18 protein-coding genes and 1 tRNA gene are annotated in these 19,875 nt (G+C 38.6%); 7 read left to right on the top strand and 12 right to left on the bottom strand.

The genetic code is table 11. The annotated features are described in order from the left end of the window. Window positions 1-45: 45 nt before the first annotated feature. The 9 genes from gpmI to BMY13_RS05615 form a co-directional block, all read right to left on the bottom strand. Window positions 46-1,584 (bottom strand): 2,3-bisphosphoglycerate-independent phosphoglycerate mutase, encoded by a 1,539-nt coding sequence (gene gpmI, locus BMY13_RS05660; protein ID WP_092503167.1) that lies wholly within the window; start codon window positions 1,582-1,584, stop codon window positions 46-48. Then, entirely contained in the window at window positions 1,581-2,339 is a 759-nt protein-coding gene (tpiA, locus tag BMY13_RS05655) for a triose-phosphate isomerase (RefSeq protein ID WP_092492036.1), read from the bottom strand. The genes gpmI and tpiA overlap by 4 nt, the downstream gene beginning before the upstream one ends. 26 nt (window positions 2,340-2,365) lie before the next feature. Next, entirely contained in the window at window positions 2,366-3,547 is a 1,182-nt protein-coding gene (locus BMY13_RS05650) for a phosphoglycerate kinase (RefSeq protein ID WP_092503165.1), read from the bottom strand. Between the two features lie 538 nt (window positions 3,548-4,085). Continuing rightward, entirely contained in the window at window positions 4,086-5,096 is a 1,011-nt protein-coding gene (gene gap / locus BMY13_RS05640; protein WP_092503161.1) for a type I glyceraldehyde-3-phosphate dehydrogenase, read from the bottom strand. A 39-nt stretch (window positions 5,097-5,135) separates the two neighbouring features. Next, the gene (locus tag BMY13_RS05635; RefSeq protein WP_092503159.1) at window positions 5,136-6,164 is read right to left on the bottom strand and encodes a sugar-binding transcriptional regulator; all 1,029 of its coding nucleotides are present in this window, start codon (window positions 6,162-6,164) and stop codon (window positions 5,136-5,138) included. A 122-nt stretch (window positions 6,165-6,286) separates the two neighbouring features. Continuing rightward, entirely contained in the window at window positions 6,287-6,529 is a 243-nt protein-coding gene (locus tag BMY13_RS05630) for a glutaredoxin family protein (RefSeq protein ID WP_092492032.1), read from the bottom strand. A 14-nt stretch (window positions 6,530-6,543) separates the two neighbouring features. Further along, a complete protein-coding gene (gene rpoN / locus BMY13_RS05625) occupies window positions 6,544-7,818 on the bottom strand; it encodes an RNA polymerase factor sigma-54 (RefSeq protein ID WP_245736031.1) in 1,275 nt (424 codons plus the stop codon). Window positions 7,819-7,994: 176 nt separating this feature from the next. After that, complete coding sequence (locus BMY13_RS05620) at window positions 7,995-9,314, bottom strand: DUF4179 domain-containing protein (RefSeq protein ID WP_175476718.1); 1,320 nt, start codon at window positions 9,312-9,314, stop codon at window positions 7,995-7,997. Beyond that, window positions 9,292-9,831: a sigma-70 family RNA polymerase sigma factor gene (locus tag BMY13_RS05615; protein WP_092503155.1), complete on the bottom strand. Its 540-nt coding sequence runs from the start codon at window positions 9,829-9,831 to the stop codon at window positions 9,292-9,294. The genes BMY13_RS05620 and BMY13_RS05615 overlap by 23 nt, the downstream gene beginning before the upstream one ends. A 199-nt stretch (window positions 9,832-10,030) precedes the next feature. On the opposite strand from BMY13_RS05615, the gene BMY13_RS05610 reads away from it, so the two are divergent. Both BMY13_RS05610 and BMY13_RS05605 read left to right on the top strand, forming a co-directional pair. Next, window positions 10,031-10,528, top strand: coding sequence for a hypothetical protein (locus tag BMY13_RS05610; protein WP_092503153.1), 498 nt, complete (start codon window positions 10,031-10,033; stop codon window positions 10,526-10,528). Window positions 10,529-10,543: 15 nt separating this feature from the next. Continuing rightward, window positions 10,544-11,464 (top strand): prenyltransferase, encoded by a 921-nt coding sequence (locus BMY13_RS05605; protein WP_245736029.1) that lies wholly within the window; start codon window positions 10,544-10,546, stop codon window positions 11,462-11,464. A gap of 188 nt (window positions 11,465-11,652) precedes the next feature. Here the strand turns inward: BMY13_RS05605 and BMY13_RS05600 are convergent, their stop codons facing one another. From BMY13_RS05600 to BMY13_RS05590, 3 genes are all read right to left on the bottom strand, one after another. Continuing rightward, the gene (locus tag BMY13_RS05600) at window positions 11,653-13,146 is read right to left on the bottom strand and encodes a glycine betaine uptake BCCT transporter (RefSeq protein WP_092503151.1); all 1,494 of its coding nucleotides are present in this window, start codon (window positions 13,144-13,146) and stop codon (window positions 11,653-11,655) included. Between the two features lie 124 nt (window positions 13,147-13,270). Next, on the bottom strand, window positions 13,271-13,546 hold the full coding sequence (locus BMY13_RS05595) for a hypothetical protein (RefSeq protein WP_092492026.1): 276 nt from the start codon (window positions 13,544-13,546) through the stop codon (window positions 13,271-13,273). Between the two features lie 207 nt (window positions 13,547-13,753). Beyond that, window positions 13,754-13,827: transfer RNA gene (locus tag BMY13_RS05590), tRNA-Arg, on the bottom strand. Window positions 13,828-14,047: 220 nt separating this feature from the next. On the opposite strand from BMY13_RS05590, the gene BMY13_RS05585 reads away from it, so the two are divergent. The 5 genes from BMY13_RS05585 to nikC all read left to right on the top strand — a co-directional run bounded on the left by BMY13_RS05585 (window position 14,048) and on the right by nikC (window position 19,821). After that, window positions 14,048-15,046 (top strand): ABC transporter ATP-binding protein, encoded by a 999-nt coding sequence (locus BMY13_RS05585; protein WP_092503149.1) that lies wholly within the window; start codon window positions 14,048-14,050, stop codon window positions 15,044-15,046. Next, complete coding sequence (locus BMY13_RS05580; RefSeq protein ID WP_092503147.1) at window positions 15,043-16,023, top strand: ABC transporter ATP-binding protein; 981 nt, start codon at window positions 15,043-15,045, stop codon at window positions 16,021-16,023. Before BMY13_RS05585 ends, BMY13_RS05580 begins: the two co-directional genes overlap by 4 nt. 50 nt (window positions 16,024-16,073) lie before the next feature. Next, window positions 16,074-17,741 (top strand): ABC transporter substrate-binding protein, encoded by a 1,668-nt coding sequence (locus tag BMY13_RS05575; protein ID WP_092492023.1) that lies wholly within the window; start codon window positions 16,074-16,076, stop codon window positions 17,739-17,741. Between the two features lie 131 nt (window positions 17,742-17,872). Next, the gene (locus tag BMY13_RS05570) at window positions 17,873-18,877 is read left to right on the top strand and encodes an ABC transporter permease (protein ID WP_092492022.1); all 1,005 of its coding nucleotides are present in this window, start codon (window positions 17,873-17,875) and stop codon (window positions 18,875-18,877) included. Window positions 18,878-18,906: 29 nt separating this feature from the next. Further along, entirely contained in the window at window positions 18,907-19,821 is a 915-nt protein-coding gene (nikC, locus tag BMY13_RS05565) for a nickel transporter permease (RefSeq protein ID WP_092492021.1), read from the top strand. Window positions 19,822-19,875: the final 54 nt, after the last annotated feature.

Here is a 19,875-nt window from a genome sequence, read left to right as displayed (position 1 = left end):
TCCTTTTGTTTTTAATTTTACTTAATGGTTAAAAGCAAAAAATACTTACCTTTTAATTAGTGATTCGCCAGTCATTTCTTTTGGTTTTGCAACATTTAACAAGTCCAACAATGTTGGTGATAGATCGGCTAAGATACCACCATCACGGAGTTCTACATCTTCCCCTGTAACAATAACGGGAACAGGGTTTGTCGTGTGAGCAGTCATTGGATCACCTTCCAAAGTTGTAACTTCATCGGAATTACCATGATCCGCTGTAATGATCGCATTGCCACCAAGCTCTATAATTTTATCAACTACTTTACCTAAACATTCATCAACTGCTTCAATTGCTTTAATTGTCGGTTCCAGCATGCCAGAATGTCCAACCATGTCCGGGTTAGCAAAGTTTAATAAAACTGCATTGTGCTCTTTGGAATCAAGTTCTTCCAGCAATTTATCAGTGACCTCATAAACACTCATTTCAGGCTTTAAGTCATATGTCGCAACTTTTGGAGAATCGATAAGGACACGTTTTTCACCCGGAAATTCATTCTCACGTCCGCCACTCATAAAAAAGGTGACATGCGGGTATTTTTCCGTTTCGGCGATTCGGAGCTGCTTCATATCATTCTGTGCCAGTACTTCACCAACAGTATTATCTAAATTGACAGGCTTATATGCAACATAACCATCAACTGATTCACTGAAGTTCGTAAGCATTACGAAATCCAGATTTTTTGGAACGTTTTCTCCACGGTCAAAGTCTCGAAAATCTTCATTTGCGAATGTACGAGAAATTTGAATTGCACGATCAGGACGGAAATTGTAAAAGATAATCGAATCCTCATTCTGAACTTTTCCAACAGGTTCATCATTATCATCAGTAATAACAGATGGAATAACAAACTCATCATGTATTCCATTTTCATAGGAATCGTCAATCACTTTATACGGGCTCTGATATTTAGGACCTTCACCATAGACCATAGCATCATAAGCTTTCTTAACGCGCTCCCATCGTTTATCACGATCCATGGAATAATAACGTCCGGAAATTGTAGCAATTTTTCCGACACCGTATTCTTTCATTTTTTCTTCTGTTTGTTCAATGTAGGTTTTAGCTGTTTGCGGACCGACATCACGACCATCCAGAAATGCATGGACATATACGTTTTCCAGCCCATTATCCTTAGCCAGCTTCAACATTGCGAAAAGATGGTTAATATGGCTGTGCACACCACCGTCTGATAACAGACCAAAAATATGCAGTGATTTACCTTTATCCTTCGCATGCTGCATCGATTTAAGAAATGCTTCTTTTTCGAAAAAGTCGCCCTCTTTAATCGATAAATTAACGCGGGTTAAACTCTGGTAAACGATTCGTCCAGCACCTATGTTAAGGTGACCCACTTCTGAGTTACCCATCTGACCTTCAGGAAGTCCAACAGCTTCACCACTAGCCTGTAATTGATTATGAGCAAACTTTTCCCAGTAACGGTCAAAATTAGGCGTGTTTGCTTGTCTGACAGCATTACCCATCTTTTCATCACGGATACCAAATCCGTCTAAGATGATGATTGCAGCTAAATTTCCTTGATTCATTTTGTACCGGCCTCCACAAGCGCTAAAAATGATTCTGCTTCAAGGCTGGCTCCTCCAACTAGTGCACCATCAATGTCAGATTGCGTTAACAATTCATCAATATTGGCGGGTTTGACACTTCCACCGTATTGAATAACAACTTTTTCAGCAGTATCTTCTGATGCAGCATCTTTGATTACATTACGAATGTGCGTACACACTTCATTCGCATCCTCACTTGACGCAGTTTTTCCTGTTCCAATTGCCCAAATAGGTTCATAGGCAACAATCGTTGAAGCTACCTGTTCTTCTGATAGTCCCTCAAGCCCTTTACGAACCTGTTTTTCAATATGTTTCATCGTTTCGTTTGCTTCGCGTTGTTCAAGTGTTTCACCAACACAAACAATCGGTGTAAGGCCATGTTTAAATGCTGCATGGGCTTTCTTATTGACCGTTTCATCGGTTTCAGCAAAATGTTCACGACGCTCCGAGTGGCCAATAACAACATGAGTCACACCAAGGTCTTTCAGCATAACCGGACTTACCTCGCCAGTAAATGCACCTTTCTCTTCAAAATGCATATTCTGCGCACCGATTTTGACTTTTGTTCCTTTTGTTTTCTCAACTAAAGATGATAAAAAGGGAAATGGTGCACAGATAATGGATTCAACATTATCATTACTTGGTACCTTTTTCACCACATCATCAGTGAATTGATTTGCTTCTGCTAAAATTTTATTCATTTTCCAATTTCCTGCGATTACTTTATTGCGCATCCTCTCACCTCTAACTTCAAATTTTGTTATTTTTCATCTAGCGCTTGTACACCTGGCAACACTTTGCCTTCCATAAATTCAAGAGAAGCTCCTCCACCTGTTGAAACATGGTCCATATCTTCAGCAAAACCAAATTTCTCAACTGCTGCAGCTGAGTCTCCGCCGCCAATTACAGTATAACCTTCTGTGTTCGCTAATGCCTCTGCCACTGCTTTAGTTCCACCAGCAAATGCATTATATTCAAAAACACCCATTGGCCCATTCCAAATTACAAGTTTTGAGTCAGCAACAATTTGTTCATAGATTTCACGTGTTTTTGGTCCAATATCTAATGCTTCCCAATCTGCAGGAATTTCATCTATATTTACAACTTTAGTGTTAGCTGTTTCTGAAAAATCATCGGCTACGACAGCATCCTTTGGCAAAATAAAGTTTACACCTTTATCCTCTGCCTTTTGCATGAATTCTTTGGCCAAATCAATTTTATCTTCTTCCAGCAACGACTTACCAATTTCATGACCTTGCGCTTTAATAAAAGTATATGCAAGCCCTCCACCAATAATAAGATTATCGACTTTGTCTAGTAAGTGGTCAATTACATTAATTTTATCTTTTACTTTAGCACCACCGATAATTGCTGTGAACGGACGCTCCGGATTTTCGAGGGCTTTACCGAGTACATCAATCTCTTTTTCCATTAAGAAGCCTGCAGCAGCTGGTAACTTTTCAGCAACACCAGTTGTTGAAGCATGCGCGCGATGTGCTGCTCCAAACGCATCATTTACATACAAATCAGCCATCTCTGCAAAAGCCTGTGCTAAATCCTGTTCATTCTTTTCCTCACCAGCTTCAAAACGAACATTTTCAATTAATAAAATATCTCCGTCGCTAATTTGTGAAATGGCTTCATGTACTTCTTTTCCATAAACGGAATCAGTTTTCACAACATCTTTACCAATGAGTTCACTTAGACGTTCCGCTACAGGATCCAGACGCAATTCCTCTTTAATCTCTCCTTTTGGACGACCAAGGTGGCTCGCCAAAATAACAATTGCACCTTTTTCCGATAAATAATTAATCGTTGGTAATGCGGCCTTGATTCGTGTATCATCCGTAACTTCACCATTTTTCATTGGCACGTTGAAGTCTACGCGGCAAAACACTCGCTTACCTTCTACATCAAGATCATGAAGTGTTTTTTTGTTCATGGCTATACCTCCTGCTTTTAAACTTATGTATCTTATTAAATTCCCCGGAATTGCTCCCATTAATCATTTTATTGGAAAACTTGGCTTGTCGCCAATCACTAATATAGATATGCCTTAGCTGCATTTATGCAATAAGAAAGGATTTATACTTTTGTATGAAAAACACCTCTCTAGCTCTATTACAAATTCATTCTCATAATAGATGGTTGCTGCGCATTGCGGAGCCAAGGAAGTTATTTTTTAGCGGACACAGGTGACCCTATTTCTATAAAAAGTCGACTTTTCGAATTTATCCGGACACAGCAGCCCTTATTTTACATATATCATGGTTAATAGAGGTGTTTTGTAACAAATAAGGTCCTTGGTGTCCGCAAACATCAACATTTTCCTGTATTTCAGTCAAATAAGGTCCCTGGTGTCCGCCAAATCTTTCTACATTATTTGTATGAAAATTCATGATAGATTGTGGCTGCGCACTCGGCAGCCTTAACTGCAAAGAAAGGGAAGAGGATTGCCCTCTCCCCCTTATAATATATTTTTATAGGCCTTGCTTTTGGATAAATACTGCCATGTCCACACAACGTGCAGAGTAACCCATTTCATTGTCATACCATGAAATGACTTTTACCATGTTATCTTCAAGTGTCATAGTTGATAAGCTATCAAAGATAGATGAATGTGGATTACCAACAATATCAGATGAAACGAGTGCTTCATCACTATACTCCAGCACATCTTTCAAATCTCCATCAGCTGCTGCTTCTTTGAATGCTTTATTTACTTCTTCTTCTGTAACGTTCTTATCCAGTTCTGCTACCAAGTCAACTAATGAACCATCTGGTGTAGGAACGCGTACTGCCATGCCATTCAATTTACCATCTAATTCAGGTAATACTTTTCCAACTACTTTTGCTGCACCAGTTGATGTTGGTATAATATTTTGTGCTGCAGCACGTGCACGACGATAATCCTTGTGTGGCAAGTCAAGAATTTGCTGGTCATTCGTATATGAGTGAACAGTTGTCATTAGACCGCGTTTCAATCCGAAATTTTCCTGTAATACTTTTGCTAGTGGCGCAATACAGTTTGTAGTACAAGATGCATTGGAAACAATGTGATGCTCGCTAGGATTATAATCCTGTTCATTAACACCCATAACCATAGTTAAATCTTCTTGTTTTGCTGGTGCTGAAATGATAACTTTCTTCGCGCCTGCATCAATATGTTTCTTGGCATCCTCGCGTTGAGTAAATCGTCCAGTGGATTCAATGACAATTTCGACTCCAAGATCTCCCCAGCCTAAGTCAGCAGGATCTCTTTCAGATAGTACCTTAATTTCTTTCCCGCCAACAACGATATTGGATCCGTTTACTGATACTTCCTGATCCAATTTTCCGTGTACCGAGTCATACTTCAATAGATGTGCAAGCATATCAGCATCTGTTAAGTCATTTACTGCAACAACCTCTACCTCGTCGTTCTTAAGTGCCTGACGAAAAACATTACGTCCAATACGTCCAAATCCGTTAATTCCCATTTTTACTGTCATGTATAATTCCTCCTATGATTTTGCAAAATTTTATTCTATTTAAAGAGACTCATCCCTTAAAATCTGTTCAGCTGCTGCTTCATCTGTTATAAGCAGATCACTTTTACCTTTCTTAAAATAAGAAGCGATTGCGTTAGCCTTTGAATGTCCTCCAGCTATTGTGATCACTTGATTAACTGTCGATAAATCATCCAGCTGTATGCCAATAGTCCTTACCTTGTGGACAACATCACCGAACTTATCAAAATAATAACCAAATGCTTCACTTATCGCTTTTTTATCCTTTAATTTCTCCATAACTTCTTCTGATGTCTTTCTTCGTTTAGCCATTGTTAACGCATCGCCTATTCCATGTAAAACAATATTGGAACCTTTAATAAGCTGGAGCGTATCATTAATGGAAGGTTCCTTGATGATGTTCTGATACGATGTTTCACTTAATGGGTCAGGAACATAAAGTAATCGATAATCACCTCTTACCTTTCTAGCCATCTTGGCAACAATCGTATTGGCCTGATTCTCCTCTTTCTCACCGATACCACCTCTTGCTGGAACAAATAAGCTGCTTGCCGCATTATCAAAAGGAACCATCATATTGGCAACTGCAGCCATTGTTGTGCCACCAGTAGCGGCAATCGTCTGAGGAGATTTCACTCTTTCCTTTAAAAAAGATGCACAAGCTTTACCCATCTCTTGTTTTACCCAATTATGATCATCGCTATTACCTGGGACAATCATAATATTACTTACATGTAATTTATCCTTTAATTGCCTTTCTAAAACGCTTAAACCCATAGCTTCATGCATGAACTCGCCCAATTGTTCTATAACTATTTTTCCCTCTTTTGTAATTTGCATTCCTTTTGTTGTGATATCAATTAAACCTTGTTCATGAAGAAAATCGATTTCACCACGCACATTACGTTCGGTTAAGTTTGTGTTTTCAGCCAAACCACGCCTCCCAATCGGTTGCAAGAGTTCGATATTCTGCAAAACAACGTAGCGATGCTGCATAATTTCCAAGAGATCAGGATATAATTTCTTCTGTACATCAATCAAAGCTCGCATGAAAATGCTCCTTCGTGGACACAATTAGTCCCGCCTGGCAATTTTTCGTCCCACCTTAGGCAAAAAAATATGTGATGGTTTTACTCTCCTTATTATTTTACCATACACACATTTTTATTCAATCATTTTGATTCTTTTAATACTCTTTCCAATTCTTCGTAACTAATTTCCTCACAATCAAGTGTAGTATCATTTACTTTAACAACCGGAATCATCAATTGATATTTTTCTAGCCATTCATCTTTTGAATAAATATCCCGCTCTTCCAATTGAAAAGGATAATCATAATTTAATAAGTCAAGTAAAGATCGTGCATCATCGCATAATGAACAATTTTCTTTTGTATAAAAAATAACGTTTTGCATGAATTATCCCCCTATTACTTTCTTTTCGTTGATGAAGCTATCCCTAACTGTTCACGATACTTCATCACTGTTCTTCGCGCAATCGAAATACTGAACTCTTCATACAGACGATTTTTAATCATCTGATCGGACAACGGCTTATGCTTGTTTTCATGTTTAAGCATTTCAAAAATTAACTGCTTAATTACAAACGACGACGTCTGCTGTCCGTCCGATTGCTTCACCCCTGACTGAAGGAAAAATTTCAGCGGGATGACACCATGCTTTGTCTGAACATATTTATTGGATATCGCACGGCTGACAGTTGAAATATGAAGCCTTAATTCTGTGGCAATATCCTTTAAGGTTAACGGCTGCAGCATAAAAGAACCATGTTCAAAATACATCTGCTGCTTGTCCACAATATTCCGGATGACATTCTCTAATGTATTTGACCTAAATGAAATTGCATGCTTCAGCCAGTCCACTTGTTTAAATTTTTCTTTTAGATAGTCCTCTGCTTCTTTCTCGTTTGCCATAAGGTTAGTATAGGATTCATTTATTTCAATCGCGGGTGAATTCCATTTATAAAAAGAAATCTTCCATTTTCCATCTTCTTCATATATGTTTGCTTCTGGAATAATATATTCCGTGCTGGTTTGTGATAGCAGTTTACCAGGCTTTGGGTGACAGGATTTTATTTCTTCTAACATAACACTAGCTTTATCCTCAGTTAATTGATATTGAACGCTTATAGCAGAAATATTTTCTTCAGCTACCCAATCCAAATGTTCTTGTAACAATTCTCCAATATATGGATAAGATTTATCCATTTGTAACTGGATACATTCCTGCAATGTTCTAGCTCCAATTCCGGCAGGTTCAAGTGATTGTATTAATGCTAATGCCTGTTCAACCTTCTCAATTGTTGTATTGCAATTTTCGGCCCAAATATTCAATTCAATATCCAAATAGCCATCATCATTCAGCGAATCAATCCCAAACGAAACAACTGGCTCCAGATTACTTGGAACATTCAGCATATACAGCTGGTTTTTCAATTGTTCGTACATTGATAATGTTGCCTGATTTATCTCTCCGATTGAAGGCTGGTCCGCATTCGAATTTTTATATTTTGTTATTTCATAATCATAGTTGACCTCTTCAATTAACGGGTTCTCTTTGGAAATTTCTTTAATATATTCAATTATTTCAATCCCAGTAAATTGTAGTAAATGGATTGATTGCAGTAGGGATTGGTTCATTTTTAATTGTAATGTCTGTTCTTGCTTTAGTTTTTGCTGCACCATAATCCCTCCAGTCTATCTTCTATTTTATTAGAAAACTTGGCATTCGCCAAGCCTTTAATTGCGAATGCCTTAGTTGCACTTATGCAGTAGGAAAGTTTTATACTTTCCTATCTGCCAATAAAAACTGGAATAAGTGAAAAAGAACAAGGCGAAGTTTATCAGCCCTGTTCTTTTGCTTATTTTATCCTCACTTTTTCATCCCCGGTAATCCAATTTGGAAAAAACTCCAATTCAATTGATATAGGTGATTTCAGTTGATCAGAACCTTTCATATTAAAGCCAATTTCCGCCATACCCTTATCAGGCCTATACCCATAGGTAAATGAACGCTCCGTTGTTACCTCTTTCCCAGTATTATCACTCATTTTTCCAAACATAAAGTAGGAAAATCGCTTTTCGGTATGCAAACTAAGACTAACCCTATTTCCATTAATCTCCAGGTTTCTTAATTTATTTCCGTTAGGCTGATTCAAGATGACTTCTTCCTCAGTATCTACTACAAGCTTACGCTTATCTTTATCAATGGCTTGCATCCTGCTGAATACCAAATACAACCTCTCAGGGTCGTGAAAATAGTTACTTTGCAAGTATATAATTTCCTCATTTTCAGCAATTTCGGATCCAACAACCCCATTTGTTTTCCCCCATGTTTCTCCACGTTCATCAACTAGCCGCATATCTTCAAAAGCTAGGATTTTCTTTGTATTGCCGGGATCCATTTTGACGTGAACAGCAACTCTCAGCGGGTAAACCGTAGCATCTAAGATCGTCATATTTTGCCCTTCGACGGTAACATCCTTGTTAAGTTCAAAAGTTTTCTTTTCTCGAATATCTTCTTTGATTTTAAAAGGAAAACTAAATTCTTCGTTGAATGAGTCACCAGTAATTTTTAGGTCGATTTCAAATTCTCTTGACTTAAATGGCTTTTCAAAAAAGTATTCGATTGTCCCGCTATACGTTTTTTTCCCTTCTTCAGAGTTATGTGGCATTCCAAAGGATACACTAGAAAGATCTAATACTTCGCCACTGGAGCTCTCCAAGTGGGTTTCTCCAATTGAAATCTCTTTCTGTTTTTTATCTGTATTTAATGTGTAAAACAAGACTATCCCGTTTTCATCTGCAATCGCCCCATCTATGACAACTTCCAGACCATCCTTTTCTTTCGAAACAGCAATTTCCTGGTAGTAATCGTTTTTAACAGCTGACATCATCCCTTTATCTTCCCGGATCAATTCTACAATCTTTTCCATACCAGGAATTGATGTTACATACTGTGCAAAGACTGGAGAAACCCGGATTGATGTCACAAATGTAATTACTATAATAGCCACCATTGCAACGCTCATTATCCATTTCATTTTACGCGGTTTTTGTTTTGCCGATTTAGCCTGTTGGAAACCTGATGATATTGCATTATCTAATGCATCAAGAGGGGTTGAGATATCGTCGTACGCTTTTTTAAAATCATTCAGTTTATCCTCTTCTTTTTCGTACATGAAGATTCCCCTCCTTTTCATCAAGCAATTCCCGTAACGATTTTAATGCTTTGTTAAGCCATGTTTTGACTGTTCCTTCCGGGCATTCCATATCTGCTGCAATATCTTTTATTTTTAAATCATGGAAATATTTAAGCATGAGAACTTCGCGTGACTGTTCATCCAAACTTTGCATCGCATCCTTCAGTTCTATCCTGATATGATTGTCTGTGACTCCATGTTCCAGTATTTTTTCGTTATCAAAAACGATGCGCTTTTTCCTCCTAAGCTGGTCATTACAATAATTAATCATCACCCGGATAAGCCAGGTCTTGAAATAAGAGGGTTTCCTGATTGTATGTATTTTTTTATATACGCGGAATGTTACCTCCTGCACTGCTTCTAATGATTCATTTTCATTTTTAAGGTAGGATAGTGCTGTTTTATATAAATCAATTTTATAATGTTTTATTAGTTTTAAAAAAGCCTCATCACTTCCTGTGATGGCTTCTTGTACTAATCTGCCGTCCTCATTCAACCTTCTACCTCCTGCCTGTTTCTTTTTCTATGTATTAGACTGCTGGAACATGAAAAAGTTTTTATTTTTCCATTATAGACGTTTTGGTGAAATGTTTTAAAAGTATTCACCATTTCATTCAATTTAGTGACATATATCACATTATTACATGGATCAGGGGATTACAATATAAGTAAATATAGCAGGGTGGTTGATCGTTATGCCATGGGAAGTCCGGCAAATTATATTAGGGATCCACATATTTCTGGCGATAAATTGGATCGGCGGGGTTATGTTCATTGGTTGGGGTTTCTTTCCATCAGTTAGAAATATGGCATTTGCTCAACAAAGAAAATTATTTCTGGCACTTATTCAATGGTCACACAGATTCCTAACAGCAGCAGGAACTGGTGTAATTTTGACAGGTATAGTACTTGGAACGATTGGTGGCCCGATTAAAAATTTAGATGACATATGGCATACATCATACGGAAACATTTGGCTAACTGCACTGCTAATCGCACTTATCACTTTACTATGGGGGGTTTTTATTGGGTATAGGCAATCCATAAAGGTATTTTCAGATGTTGCGCTTTGGGAAACTGCAGATTCAGGTGATAAAAAGCCTCTTTCAAATGCTCTAAGGATAACAATACTTTTAGAATCGGCGGAGGTTAGCGGCTTTATTGCTTTAATTATTTGTATGGTACTACTATAAGAAGGAGTGGTACACATGACACAAATTGCAATGGATCATGGACAAGTAAGATACTATTATCGTTCTTCATGGCTTCAACTTGTTAGACCGATGACACTCACAGGCACATTAACTCCTGTACTAGTTGGGACAGGGATAGCTGCGTCAAAAGGGCCTATTCAGATTGATGTGTTTTTTGCCCTGTTATTCGCAGCACTGCTAATACAATCAGCAACAAATCTTTTCAATGATTATTATGATTTCCGGAATGGGCAGGACCAGGATAAATGGACTCTTAATCCATCCGATGCACACGGTCCATCACATACAATCGTTCCTTATGTTGCAAGTTCAATGCTCGGCATCGCCATCATAATTGGAGCATGGCTTGCTTTTAAGAGCAGTTTTTGGGTTATACTAGCAGGGATTTTAGGGATCACTTTTGGATATCTCTATTCAGCTGGTCCACGTCCATTATGTTCGATTGGATTAGGTGAAACAGTAGCATTTATTTTTCTTGGCCCCGTTATTACAATTCTTGGCTACAGTGTTCAAGGACATGCGGTAGATACTCAGATTGCTGTAATTTCACTACCCTTTGCTATGCTTATTTCCTCGATGATTTTAACAAATAATATTCGTGATTTGAAAAAAGACAGCGCCTTCCGAAAAACGCTCCCAGCAATATTAGGGCGCGCCACAGCAATCAATATACTCGTTACACTGCTTTCGATTGCTTATTTAACAGTACTTGGTCTAGTTTTATACAACGTTATCGCTTGGCAGTCGCTAGCAGTCATACTAGCATTACCGCTTGCCTTTCGATTACGGTGGTCTTTGCGGCGTGGTGATAAACGTTCTGAAGAGATTAAAGGCATGAAATGGGCAGCATGGCACCATTGGGCATTCGGACTGTTATTTTCATGCGGGGTTTGGATTGGTTTTTTTATTAATTAAGGCTTCTTTCAAAGTCTAAGGTTAATCAATTCGTATTATGTAGTGTGGCTCGCCAGCCTCCCTAAGGTGCGCGTAGTGTATTTTCACCATTATGTAGCAATGCATATTCTTAATGATAAAAACATCAACCTTTTAAAGTTCATTCTAAAAAAAACGACAAGGGACTATAAATCCCTTGTCTGCAATCATTACTTTATTTTATCCGGACCACTTTTTTTATCTTTTTGCAATGCTTTATAAAAGGAAAATACCATAAGCAGCATAATTACCGAAAACGGGAATGCTGCTGAAATCAGAGCATTTTGCAAAGCTTGCAATCCTCCAGTGTATAAGAGCACAGTTGCTATTGTTGATTGGGCAAATCCCCACACAAACTTAACCGTTGTTGGAGGAGATAAAGAACCATTTGTTGTTTGCATGCCTAAAACAAATGTAGCTGAATCCGCTGATGTAATAAAGAAAGTTCCAATTAGCATTAAGGCAATTATCGATAAGACGACACCTAATGGAATTTCACCAAACATTCCAAACAACGCCTGCTCATCAGGAAGTCCAGCAATATCTGCACCTTTATTCTGTTCATCAATGCCAGTTATGCCAAATGTTGAAAACCAAAGGAAGCTGACAACGGAAGGTACAAGGAGAACACCCGCCAGGAATTCACGGATTGAGCGTCCTTTTGATACCCGGGCAATAAAGATTCCAACGAACGGTGCCCACGCTATCCACCAAGCCCAAAAGAAAACAGTCCAGTCCAAAACCCACTGCCTCTCCTCATCATCATGTGGAGCGATACGAAAACTCTCAGTTGGTAGTTGTTGAAGATATGCGCCAATTGTATCTGTAAATGAATTAAAAATGTACAGTGTTGGTCCCAATATTAATGTACCAACCAATAATATTCCTGCTAAAATCATATTAGTATTGCTTAAGTATTTGATACCTTTGCTAAGACCTGTATACGTAGATAACATGAACAATACAGTTACAATAAGGATAATAACAAGCTGAACCCAAAATGAACTCTCGATATCAAGGAGATAAGTAAGCCCTCCATTAATCTGCGTCGCGCCAAAACCAAGGGTTGTAGCTACACCAACTATGGTGGCAAAAACTGCAATAACATCAATTAATCTTCCCCAGCCTCCATTCATTTCATCCCCAAAAATCGGTTCAAGTGTAGCACTTATTAAACCTGGCTTTCCGTGACGAAATGTAAAATAGGCTAACACTAAAGCAATCACAGCATATATAGCCCACGCATGAATACCATAGTGGAAGAATGTGACACGCAGTGAATCCTCAAGCGCTTCTCTTGTACCAGGCTCTGCTGTAGGAGGGGTATTAATATAATGTGAAACAGGCGATGCTACACCATAGAATACAAGACCTATCCCCATTCCAGCACTGAAAAGCATGGCAAGCCACGTGGGATAGCTGAACTCCGGCTTTTCTCCCGGCTTTCCAAGTCTGATCTTACCAAAAGGGCTGAAAATTAAATATAAACAAAACAGCACAAACAACGTTACAATCAGTAAATAATACCAGCCAAAATTAACAGATATATAATTCATAATTGTTTTTGAGAAATTTTCAAACCCTTCAGGAGCCAAAACCCCCAAAAAAGACATACCTAATGTTATTGCCAATGTAATCCAAAAAACGGAAGTTACCTGTTTCATTCCAATCCCCTTTCTGCGTTCTTTTAAGCACCATGTAAACTCTAGTTTTAGTATCTCTGAATTTTATAGTGGTATTCAGAAAGAGGGTTGTTATTGGATTATATTTTTATTGTTTTAAAACATATTAGGAGCCATCACTTCCTTCGTCTTTTGAGTTAACACCTTCAAGATCAAGCCAAGAGAGCATTTCCCGTACAACCGTATTGATTTTCTCATTGACTGCATCATCGCCAAACTTAATCTTTGCTTTTTCAATCTGGTTCACGACATTTTGGTCAAAACCTATCAACTCAGTATCATCTTCCATTTCATTAAATAAATCAATCATAGCATCGTTCCCTTGTTGAATCTGATCGATGGCATCGCTGTATTTTTGGTAGTCTTTTTCATTTGCCTTCATATGTATCACCCATTATTAGAATATCCAAAAAGTATTACAATATTAGAAGTTAGCATAGTTCTATGTCCACGCCAATAAGAACTGTTTGCTTTCATAGAATACCTTATACTTCGGATGTCAGGACCGGCTGCACACTCGCTTTCTTAGCTGCTAAAAAGGCAAGGGCTACATTAACTGTAACCCTTGCCTTTTTAAGTTTCATTTAAGTGCGCCCAGAGGGATTCGAACCCCCGACACTTGGTACCGGAAACCAAAGCTCTATCCTACTGAGCTATGGGCGCATATTATAAAGTATTTTTGACACATACGATATTATAACGCCACATCCCCTTAGAAACAAGTCTTTTCATATAATCTATCCTTCTAGAATATATATTTTAAATATTATTATTTTTGAGAAAAAAGAGAAAAACCCCAAAATGTCTTTTTTCATTGTATACTGAAAGTTAATTCAAAACAGTCAAACTATTACAAAATATAACACAACAAAGGAGGCTACATATGACTCAGGATACTCCACTCCTCGAAGTGAAAAATTTACATACACATTTTTTTACCAAAGCAGGGGTTGTAAAAGCAGTTGATGGTATTGATTTTAAAGTCAACCCTGGTGAAACACTCGGTATTGTTGGAGAATCGGGTTCAGGTAAAAGTATTACAGCGATGTCGATACTTGGGTTGATCCCTTCCCCACCTGGAAAAATTGTTGAGGGTGAGATAAATTTTAAAGGCGAAAATCTGCTAAACAAATCGCAAAAGCAGATGCGTAAAATTCGCGGCCCTGAGATTGCTATGGTGTTCCAGGATCCAATGACATCACTTAACCCTGTATTTACTGTTGAGAAGCAATTGCTAGAAACCATTTTAGCACACGAGAATATGTCGAAAAAACAAGCAAAAGAACGTGCGTTGGAATTGCTCAATTTGGTTGGTATCCCTGACCCAGAAAATCGACTGAAAAACTACCCACATGAATTTAGTGGAGGAATGCGCCAGCGCGTAATGATTGCAATAGCATTATCGTGTAACCCTTCTCTTCTTATCGCTGATGAACCAACGACAGCACTAGATGTGACGATTCAAGCTCAAATACTGGAGTTATTTAAACGAATGCAAAAAGAACTTAATATGGCGATTGTCATGATTACACATGACTTAGGTGTTGTATCTGAAGTTTGCGACCGTGTCATGGTAATGTATGCAGGCAAACCGGCTGAATTCTCAGAAACAAAACATTTATTCAAAAAGGGCAAGCACCCATATACGCTTGGTCTCATAAATTCAATTCCTAAAATCACTCCCGACAAACAAAAGCTTGAAGCAATTGATGGTGTTCCACCTGATTTGAGATCTCTGCCTAAGGGGTGCAGTTTTGCACCAAGATGCAAACACGTAATGGATAGCTGTCTCTCTAACGATCCTGACATAAGAGAAGTTGATGATGACCATTTTGTACGTTGCTTACTATACGAGGATTCCAAAAAGGCGGTTACAACATGAGTACATTATTAGAAGTAAAAAATATAAAAAAACACTTTCCATTAAAGAGCGAAAACTTGTTTTCCAGAGAAAAGCCGGTATTAAAAGCGGTTGATGGAGTTTCCTTTTCAATCGAAGCAGGCGAAACACTGGGTCTGGTCGGTGAAAGCGGATGCGGCAAATCCACCGCAGGCCGGGTTATGCTTAAACTTTTGGAACCAACTGAAGGTGAAGTATTTTTTAAAGGAGAAAATATTACATCTTTTCGTGGAGAACAGCTTCGTAAATTGCGGAAGGACATGCAAATTATTTTCCAGGATCCATATGCATCCTTGAATCCCCGTAAAACAATTGAACAAACGATTACAGAGCCAATGAAAATTTTCAATATACCTAAAGAAGAGAGACAGAAAAAATTAAAACGACTGCTGGATGTTGTTGGTTTAAGTTCTTATCACAAGTCCCGTTATCCACACGAATTCAGTGGTGGACAACGGCAACGAATCGGAATCGCAAGGTCACTGGCGCTCGAGCCTGAACTGGTCATTTGTGATGAACCCGTTTCTGCACTTGACGTATCCATCCAAGCACAAGTCATTAATTTAATGGAAGATCTGCAGGATGAATTTAACCTTACATATCTTTTCATTGCACATGACCTTAGTGTTGTTCACCATATCAGTGATCGGGTAGCGGTTATGTATTTAGGTGAACTCGTTGAAATAGGTGAAGTTGCTGAGGTTTATCAAAATCCGAAACATCCTTATACACAAGCTTTATTATCGGCTGTTCCCGAAGTAAATCCAAATCAGGAAAAGCAGCGCATTATATTATCTGGTGACCTGCCATCACCTGCAAACCCACCACAAGGCTGTAAATTTCATACACGATGTCCTTATGCAGAAGAAATATGCCGCACCCAGGAACCGAAGCTTAAAAAAGTCTCTTCAGATGGACAAATGGCATCGTGTCACTTCGTTAAGGAGGTGGTTGATTAAAAAACCACTGGAACTGTACCTTTTATCAAAATTATTCAAAGGGGGACCTTATGTTGAAGAAGCGTAATTTCTTATTGTTGTTTACTTTACTTTTTGCAGTAGTATTCTTTTTAGGAGCTTGTACAGAAGATGCTGGCACAGGCTCTACTGATGATAATCAGTCAGAAGATGACTCGTCCGATTCTTCAGATGATTCATCCGAGGATCAGGCTACCGAGGATACCGGTGATAAAACACTCGTATTTGGTCGTGGTGCTGACTCGATTCAATTAGATCCGTCAAAAGTTACTGATGGTGAGTCCATTTATGTTACCAATCAGATTTATGACACACTTGTAAGATATAAAGAAGAAAATACCGAAGTGAAACCAGCACTTGCTGAAGACTGGAATACAAGTGAAGATGGCACAGTTTGGACATTCAAGCTACGTGAAGATGTTAAGTTCCATGATGGAAACGACTTTACAGCAGAAGATGTTGTATTCAACTTCGAACGTTGGGCAACGTCTGGTGAATTTATTTACTATGGTTACATGTTCGGTGCATCAGAGGAAGATCTTGGTGGAATTATTGAAAGTGTTGAAGCAACTGGTGACTATGAAGTGACATTCACTTTATCAGAGCCGAATGCACCATTCCTTCAAACACTGGCAATGCCTCCATTTGGGATTGCAAGCCCTGCTGCTGTTGAAGAGCATGGAGAGGATTATTTTAAAAACCCTGTTGGAACTGGACCTTTCGTATTTGAGGAATGGGTTCCAGATGACAGTATTACTGTGACAAAAAATGAAGACTACTTTGGTGAAGCTGCTAATGTAGATAAAGTCATTTTCCGTACAATACCAGATAATGGTGCACGTTTTCTGGAATTGCAGGCAGGCTCCATTGATTTGATGACTGGATTAAATCCACAGGATATTGGAACTACTGAAGATGACTCAAATTTACAAATAATCCGCAGACCTTCTATGAATATTAGCTATATGGCTATGAACACTAGTAAAGAAGGTCCAATGTCAGAAAAGCTGGTTCGTCAAGCTATCAATCTAGCAATTGATAAAGAAGAGCTTTTAACATTATATGAAGGTATTGGTAAGCCAGCTAAAAACCCTATCCCACCTTCTCTATGGGGATATAATGATGAAGTAGAAGATTATGGGTACGATGTTGAGAAAGCAAAAGCATTACTAGCAGAAGCCGGCTATGCAGATGGCTTTGATATATCACTCTATACAATGGCAAATCCAAGACCTTATATGCCACAGCCAAAAGTTACTGCACAAGCTATTCAGCAAATGCTAAAAGACATAAATGTAAACGTGAAAATTACTGAAAGTGACTGGGATACACACTTGACAGCAACTGAAAATGCTGAACATGATATGGCATTCCTTGGCTGGACTGGTGATAATGGTGACCCTGATAACTTCATGTATGTTCTTTTGGATAAAGACAATGCAAAAGTAGGCTCTGCAGGAAACATTGCATTTTATAAAAATGATGAAGTGCACGACCTATTAAAAGAAGCACAAACAGAGATGGATCAGGAAGTGCGTACGGAACTTTATATGGAAGCACAAGAACTAATTCATGAAGATGCACCATGGTTCCCAATTGCACATACGACACCGCCACTTGCGGCTAGTCAAAATGTTACTGATTACGTTCCACATCCAACAGGCAGTGAACCATTTAATTTACTAGATATAAAACAATAGACTAGTAACTTATATTTTATAATTCACTCATGTAGTTAGAAGTTATATTCTGGAGGCTGGTTAGTTAATACAGTCTCCGGATCTAACTTTAGGATTATAGCAATACATATTTTTTAACGGGAGGTACAACGATGCTAAAATACATTGTCAGACGACTATTCATGCTTATCCCCGTATTAATTGGCGTCTCGATCCTCACCTTTTCTCTAATTCATCTAATTCCCGGAGATCCTGCGAGAAGTATGCTCGGTGATAAAGCAACTGAAGCACAATTGGAATCCCTGCAGGAGGAATTGGGCTTAAATGATCCATATATTGTTCAATATGGTAGATTCTTAGGTGATATTGTACAAGGTGATTTAGGGACGTCGATTCAATCTAAGGAAGATATAGCTCTCCAATTGCTACATAAATTGCCAGCGACCATTGAACTCACAATCTTTGCTATGATTTTAGCCGTCGTTGTAGGTATTGTTGCTGGTGTAATAGCAGCAGTTAAACAATATTCCTGGTTCGATAACATCAGTATGACAGGTGCCTTGTTTGGAGTTTCCATGCCCATTTTCTGGCTCGGATTAATGATGATCTTCGTCTTCTCTGTCCAGCTTCAACTCCTGCCTCCATCGGGGAGAATGTCATCCAGTATTGAATTGGAAACTATTACAAACTTCTTTTTACTGGATAGTATTCTAACCTTGAATTGGGCAGCATTTAAAGATACATTTTTCCACTTATTAATGCCCGGAATTGCTCTTGGAACAATTCCAATGGCAATTATTGCACGCATGACACGCTCAAGCATGCTTGAGGTAATGAAGCAGGATTACATTCGTACTGCTGACGCCAAAGGACTGAAGAAGCATTTAGTTATATTCCAACATGCATTAAAAAATGCCTTTTTGCCTGTTTTGACAGTAATAGGTCTGCAGTTTGGTTTATTGCTTGGTGGTGCTGTTTTAACTGAGACAATCTTTTCATGGCCTGGTGTGGGAAGATACGTATACTTGGCTGTTCTTGGACGAGATTATCCAGTTGTTCAAAGTACAATTTTAATCATAGCAATTATCTTTGTCATGGTTAACTTACTTACTGACTTACTTTATAAATACTTCGATCCAAGGATTAAATATGAATAATAGATCTCTAGTGAAAGGATGTGCATCCGATGTCATTGCAGCCTAATCCATTACCAGACCCTAAATTAGCAGAAGCACAAGAAACTAACCAGTCAAAATCAAGTAGCTTATGGGGTGATGCTTTCTCCCGTATTGTTAAAAGTAAAACATCATTAATTGGGTTATGCATCATTCTCATCTTGATTATTACTGCCATATTTGCACCATTAATTGCAACACACAGCCCAACCGATTATGCCTCGCTAACAGATCGATACCAGTCACCATCATCTGAGCATATATTAGGTACCGATGAACTTGGTCGTGATATTTTTAGCAGGATTGTTTTTGGGTCTCGTATTTCAATTCAAATCGGGGTAATAGCAGTTGGGATTTCCATGATCATCGGTGTACTTTTGGGTGGAATTGCCGGTTATTTCGGCAGATGGATTGACCAGATTATCATGCGTTTAATCGACATTATGATGGCTTTTCCAAGTATTCTATTAGCTATCGCGCTAGTAGCCGTATTGGGCCCTAACCTCAGAAACGCCATGATTGCAGTTGGAATTGTAGGTATTCCTCAGTTTGCTAGAATTGTCCGTTCAGCCGTCTTATCTGTAAAAGAAACAGAATATATTGAAGCTGCTCGAGCAATTGGGGCCAAACATGGAAGAACTTTAATGCAACATGTACTGCCTAACTGTCTTGCACCAATAATTGTGCAAGCGACGTTAAGTATCGGTACGGCCATTTTGGATGCAGCTGGACTTAGTTTTCTAGGATTAGGAGCACAACCGCCCAAACCAGAATGGGGAGCCATGTTAAGTGATGGCCGTGCTGCATTACAAAACGCGCCATGGGTAGTTGCATTTCCAGGCATGGCTATTTTTCTTGTTGTACTTGGATTCAACTTATTCGGCGACGGATTACGTGATGCGTTAGACCCAAGATTAAAGCAATAATTACAATAGTAGCAATTTGTAGTATGATAAGGTGAAGCAACTGCTTCACCTTAT

The sequence above is a fragment of the Virgibacillus subterraneus genome, from assembly GCF_900110695.1.
Classification (GTDB): Bacteria; Bacillota; Bacilli; order Bacillales; family Amphibacillaceae; genus Lentibacillus; species Lentibacillus subterraneus.
This window is presented reverse-complemented; position numbering and strand designations above follow the sequence as displayed.